The 5554-nt window shown below is 63.3% G+C and carries 5 protein-coding genes; all 5 read right to left on the bottom strand.

Translation table 11 applies throughout. From position 1 onward, the window contains the following. Positions 1-42: 42 nt before the first annotated feature. Entirely contained in the window at positions 43-1110 is a 1068-nt protein-coding gene (locus tag ACRDTL_RS11225; protein WP_431506784.1) for a 2-oxoacid:ferredoxin oxidoreductase subunit beta, read from the bottom strand. Further along, positions 1107-3065 (bottom strand): 2-oxoacid:acceptor oxidoreductase subunit alpha, encoded by a 1959-nt coding sequence (locus ACRDTL_RS11220; protein WP_431506783.1) that lies wholly within the window; start codon positions 3063-3065, stop codon positions 1107-1109. Before ACRDTL_RS11220 ends, ACRDTL_RS11225 begins: the two co-directional genes overlap by 4 nt. Positions 3066-3460: 395 nt before the next feature. Next, positions 3461-3859, bottom strand: coding sequence for a type II toxin-antitoxin system VapC family toxin (gene vapC / locus ACRDTL_RS11215; protein ID WP_431506782.1), 399 nt, complete (start codon positions 3857-3859; stop codon positions 3461-3463). Beyond that, complete coding sequence (locus ACRDTL_RS11210) at positions 3856-4083, bottom strand: type II toxin-antitoxin system VapB family antitoxin (RefSeq protein WP_431506781.1); 228 nt, start codon at positions 4081-4083, stop codon at positions 3856-3858. Before ACRDTL_RS11210 ends, vapC begins: the two co-directional genes overlap by 4 nt. Positions 4084-4128: 45 nt before the next feature. Continuing rightward, positions 4129-5412 (bottom strand): ATP-dependent Clp protease ATP-binding subunit ClpX, encoded by a 1284-nt coding sequence (gene clpX / locus ACRDTL_RS11205; RefSeq protein ID WP_431506780.1) that lies wholly within the window; start codon positions 5410-5412, stop codon positions 4129-4131. Positions 5413-5554 lie beyond the last annotated feature (142 nt).

Below are 5554 nucleotides of genomic sequence, written 5' to 3'. Positions count from 1 at the left end.
ACCCCGGCCAACGAAACCGGCTCAGCCGCAGGCGGCGTCACGTCAGTCGACGGTCCAGGTGTCACGCCCGCGCACCAGCGATTGCAGCGCGGCGCGGTCAGCCGGCTTGGACTCCTTGGCTGCGCCGACCTGTGCCCGTGCCGCGTCATCGTAGGTTGGCCGGGTGACCTGCCGGAAGATACCCATCACCGCGTGCTCGAGGTTCTGCTCGGACAGCCGCGAAAGCGCGAACGCGTAGGCGGAGTCGGCGGCGTGCGCGTCGTGCACGACGATCTCGTCGACGCTGACGTCGGCGGTCTTGGCCACCTCGAGGCCGAAGCCGGAGCGCACCACGCAGTATTCGCTGTTGGCGCCGAAGATGACCGGCTCGCCGTGGTGGACGTTGATCACCCGCTCCTCGGAGCCTTCCTTGCGCAGCGCATCGAACGAGCCGTCGTTGAAAATCGGGCAGTCCTGCAGGATCTCGACCAGCGCGGACCCGCGATGCTCAGCTGCCGCCCGCAGCACCTCCGAGAGGCCCTTGCGGTCGGAGTCCAGCGCACGCCCGACGAAACTCGCCTCGGCGCCCAGCGCCAGCGACACCGGGTTGAACGGCTGGTCCAGTGACCCCATCGGGGTGGACTTGGTGACCTTGCCGACCTCGGAGGTCGGCGAATACTGGCCCTTGGTCAGGCCGTAGATCCGGTTGTTGAACAGCAAGATGGTCAGGTTGACATTGCGACGCAGCACATGGATCAGGTGGTTGCCGCCGATCGACAACGCGTCCCCGTCACCGGTGACCACCCACACCGACAGGTCGTCGCGGGCCAGCGCAAGACCGGTGGCGATGGCCGGCGCGCGGCCGTGGATCGAGTGCAGACCATAGGTCTCCAGGTAGTACGGGAACCTGCTGGAGCAGCCGATGCCGCTGACGAAGACGATGTTCTCCCGGCGCAATCCGAGCTCGGGCAGGAAGTTGCGCATCGTGTTGAGGATGACGTAGTCGCCGCAGCCCGGGCACCAGCGGACCTCCTGGTCAGTGGTGAAGTCCTTGGACTTTTGCGGTTGGTCGGTGGTGGGCACCCCGCTCAGCGCGGTCAATCCCAGGTCGTGGCCGATCACTTCAGTCATGCGTCTGCTCCTACACCACTTCCCACGGTAGCCGCTGCCAATCTGGCGACCATCGTCTTGTCTTGCTCGATTTCGGCGAGTGTCCCGCCCAGGGCGGCGCGGATAACGCGTCCCACCTCGTCGGCCAGGAACGAGACACCCTGAACCTTGGTCACCAACTGTATGTCGACCAGGTACTTTCCCCGCAGCAGCAGTGCCAGCTGGCCCAGGTTCATCTCCGGCGCAACCACCTTCGGGTAGCGGCGCAGCACGTCACCCAGGTTGGCCGGTAATGGGTTGAGATAACGCAGGTGGGCGTGCGCAACCTTGATGCCTTTGCGACGGGCGCGCCGACACGCTTCACCGATCGGACCGTAGGTACTGCCCCACCCGACCAGCAGCAACTCGGCATCACCGGTCGGGTCGTCGACCTCCAGGTCGGGGACCCGGATCCCGTCGATCTTGGCCTGGCGCAACCGCACCATCAGGTCGTGGTTGGCCGGCTCGTAGGAGATGTTGCCGGAACCGTTGGCCGCCTCCAGCCCACCGATGCGGTGTTCCAGGCCGGGAGTGCCCGGAATGGCGAACTGGCGGGCCAGGGTTTCCGGGTCGCGGGCATACGGCTGGAACGGTTCGCCCGCCTTGGCGACGACGTGCTCGATGGGCGCGATGCTGCTCAGGTCGGGGATAAGCCACGGCTCGGAGCCGTTGGCAATCGCGCCGTCGGACAACACAATCACCGGCGTGTGGTAGCACAACGCGATTCGCACGGCCTCGACCGCGGTCTCGAAACAATCCGACGGCGACCGCGGCGCGAGCACCGCGACCGGAGATTCGCCGTTGCGCCCGTACATCGCTTGAAGCAGGTCGGCCTGCTCGGTCTTGGTCGGCATCCCGGTCGACGGCCCGGCCCGCTGTACGTCGATGACCAGCAATGGGAGTTCGGCCATCACGCCGAGGCCGATCGCCTCGGATTTCAGCGACAGCCCCGGCCCCGAGGTGCTGGTGACCCCCAGCGCACCGCCGTAGGCCGCGCCCAACGCAGCGCAAACGCCGCCGATCTCGTCTTCGGCCTGGAAGGTGACGACGTTGAAATTCTTGTGCTTGGACAGTTCGTGCAGGATGTCGGACGCGGGGGTAATCGGGTAACTGCCCAGTACCACCTGGACGCCGGCGAGTTGGCCCGCGGTGACGATGCCGTAGGCCAGTGCACTGTTACCGGAGATCTGCCGGTATTCGCCGGCCGGCAGCTTCGCCGGCGAGACATCGTAGGTGGTGCCGAATGCCTCGGTGGTTTCGCCGTAGTTCCAGCCCGCCTTCAACGCGAGCACGTTCGCTTCGGCGATATCGGGTTTGCGGGCGAACTTCTCCCGGATAAACCTCTCGCTGGCCTCGACTTGCCGGCCGTACATCCAGGACAGCAAGCCCAACGCGAACATGTTCTTGGCGCGCTGGCCGTCCTTCTTCGACGCGCCGATCGCCTCGACGGCGCCCAGCGTCAGTGTGGTCATCGCGACCGGTTGCACGACATAGTCGGACAGCTCGCCGTTTTCCAGCGGATTGCCCTCGTAGCCGACTTTGGCGAGGTTGCGCTTGGTGAACTCGTCGGAGTTGGCGATCACCAGCCCGCCGCGCGGCAGGTCGACGATGTTGGCCTTCAGCGCCGCCGGGTTCATCGCAACAAGCACGTCGGGCCGATCGCCGGCGGTGAGGATGTCGTAGTCGGCGATTTGAATCTGGAACGACGAGACACCGGGCAGCGTGCCCTGTGGGGCGCGGATCTCGGCCGGGTAATTGGGTTGGGTGGCCAGGTCGTTGCCGAACAGCGCGGCCTCGGAGGTAAAACGGTCACCGGTGAGTTGCATGCCGTCGCCGGAGTCTCCGGCAAAACGAATGACGACCTTCTCCAGCTTCTGGCGCCCCGGCGCCGCTGTGGTACGAGATTCCGACCTGGCTCCGTTGTCGTTCGGACCCACGTCCCTGCCTTCCGTCGCTGTTGACCGCCGTCGGAGTGGACCCCCGGCCAAGTTTTTATGTCACTGGCAGTACCGATTATTGCACTGCTCTTAGGGTTTCGTTCACGCCGACGCGGATAAGAACTTTACCCTTATGTCGGCGAAAGCCAAGGTCAGACCCGCGGTGCGGACTAATACAACGTGAAACTGTGGTGTTCGTCACTTTTGCCGGCACGCCAAGTCTAAGAACGAAATGTACGCGCGACTAACGTCAGCTACTTAACGAACGCATAGCCGTGATGCCCCGGCGTTCACCACGATGATGGACAAGACCGTCGCGGCAGCGGCACTTATCGACACCCGCCAGCCCACCAGAGTACTGATTCGCGGCCGGAGCAGGGGCGCCGAACCGACGATCAAAACAGCGGCAGTTCCTTTAATCCGCAGTGCTTAGCGATCACGGCGAAGTCGCGATCGCGATGCGCCACCGCCAGATCCAGGCGCAGCGCCATTGCCGCCACCTGACAATCGATGAGACTTCGGATGGTTGCTCCACCACGCCGGCAACGTCGGTGGATCGCCGCCGCACTTTCCGCGTCACGAACCGGCGCCATCGGTTCGATGTCGAACCGCTGCATAAACCGGCGACGCATGTCCGCGGTCTGCTCGTCGGTAGTCCCGATCAATAGTTCCATCAGTACGACTTCCGGTACGACCAGCGGCGTACCGTCCGTGATGCGGTCAGCCATCCAGCGACTCGCGGTCGAGGCCGAAGTAGCAAAATAGTCGATCCATACGGAAGTGTCGGCGATCACGCTTTGTCGGGCTGCTCCCGCTCGGAAGCGGAAAAGGCCTCAATCTCGTCGTTAGTGAAGTCAAAACCACTGCCCTGCAGAGCCAAAGCCTCTTCCACACTCAGCGCCTCTCCTACCAGCCGTCGCAACGCGAGGTCAACGGCACTGCGCTTGGAATCGAGGCGGTAAAGGCGCTGCGCCGCGGTGACAAGCTCGTCATCGATCTCGATATTCGTCCGCGACATAACACCACCATACACCTTAAGGTGTATGGTGGGCGACGATCCGGGTCAGGCGCTCTTGTCGCGGCGCTCGGCGCGCGAGGGCTTGCGCGGGACAATCGTCGGCAGCACGTTGTCTTGCACGGTTTCCTTGGTCACCACGACCTTGGCGACATCGTCGCGGCTCGGGATGTCGTACATCACCGGCAGCAGGACTTCCTCCATGATTGCGCGCAAGCCCCGGGCCCCGGTGCCGCGGTGGATCGCCTGCTCGGCAATGGCCTCCAGCGCATCCTGGGTGAATTCCAGTTCGACACCGTCCATTTCGAAGAGCCGGGTGTATTGCTTGACCAACGCGTTCTTCGGCTCAGACAAGATCTTGACCAGCGAGTCCATGTCCAGATTGGTCACCGAAGCGACCACCGGCAGCCGACCGATGAACTCCGGAATCAGCCCGTACTTGATCAGGTCTTCGGGCATCACCTCGGCGAAGTGGTCGGTCGTGTCGATTTCGGCCTTGGAACGCACCTCGGCGCCGAAACCCAGACCGCGTTTGCCGACTCGGTCCGCGACGATCTTCTCCAGCCCGGCGAACGCACCGGCCACGATGAATAACACATTGGTGGTGTCGATCTGAATGAACTCTTGGTGCGGGTGCTTGCGGCCACCCTGAGGGGGCACCGACGCCTGAGTACCTTCGAGAATCTTCAGCAGCGCCTGCTGCACACCTTCGCCGGAGACGTGGCGGGTGATCGACGGGTTCTCGCTCTTTCGGGCGATCTTGTCAACCTCGTCGATGTAGATGATGCCGGTCTCGGCGCGTTTGACGTCATAGTCGGCGGCCTGGATCAGTTTGAGCAGAATGTTCTCGACGTCCTCGCCGACATAACCGGCTTCGGTCAGCGCGGTGGCATCGGCGATCGCGAACGGCACGTTGAGCATCTTGGCCAAGGTCTGGGCCAGATAGGTCTTACCGCAACCGGTGGGGCCCAGCATCAAGATGTTCGACTTGGTCAGCTCGACGGGCTCTCCGGACCGAGACTCACGACCCTTTTCGCCGGCCTGGATCCGCTTGTAGTGGTTGTAGACCGCGACGGCCAGTGTCCGTTTGGCAGTGTCCTGGCCGATGACATAGCCCTCCAGGAAGTCCCGAATCTCGGTGGGCTTCGGCAGTTCGTCCAGCTTGACGTCGTCAGCGTCGGCGAGTTCCTCTTCGATGATCTCGTTGCAGAGGTCGATGCACTCATCACAGATGTAGACACCCGGCCCGGCGATCAATTTCTTGACCTGCTTCTGAGACTTCCCGCAGAAACTGCACTTGAGCAGGTCGCCCCCGTCGCCGAACTTCGGCATCCCGTGATCCCTTCAGTCGATCTTGAATTAGCTAGCTGGCGCTTGCTTCTTCTAGTGCCTCGGCAAGGACTGCGGATTGCTCACGGGCGGTGATGATTTGGTCGATGATACCGTAATTCTTGGCCTGCTCCGAGTTCATGAT

The sequence above is a fragment of the Mycobacterium sp. genome (assembly GCF_050700595.1).
In the GTDB taxonomy this organism is placed as follows: domain Bacteria; phylum Actinomycetota; class Actinomycetes; order Mycobacteriales; family Mycobacteriaceae; genus Mycobacterium.
Note: the sequence above shows the minus strand (reverse complement) of the source record. Positions and strands in the feature narration are given on the sequence as shown.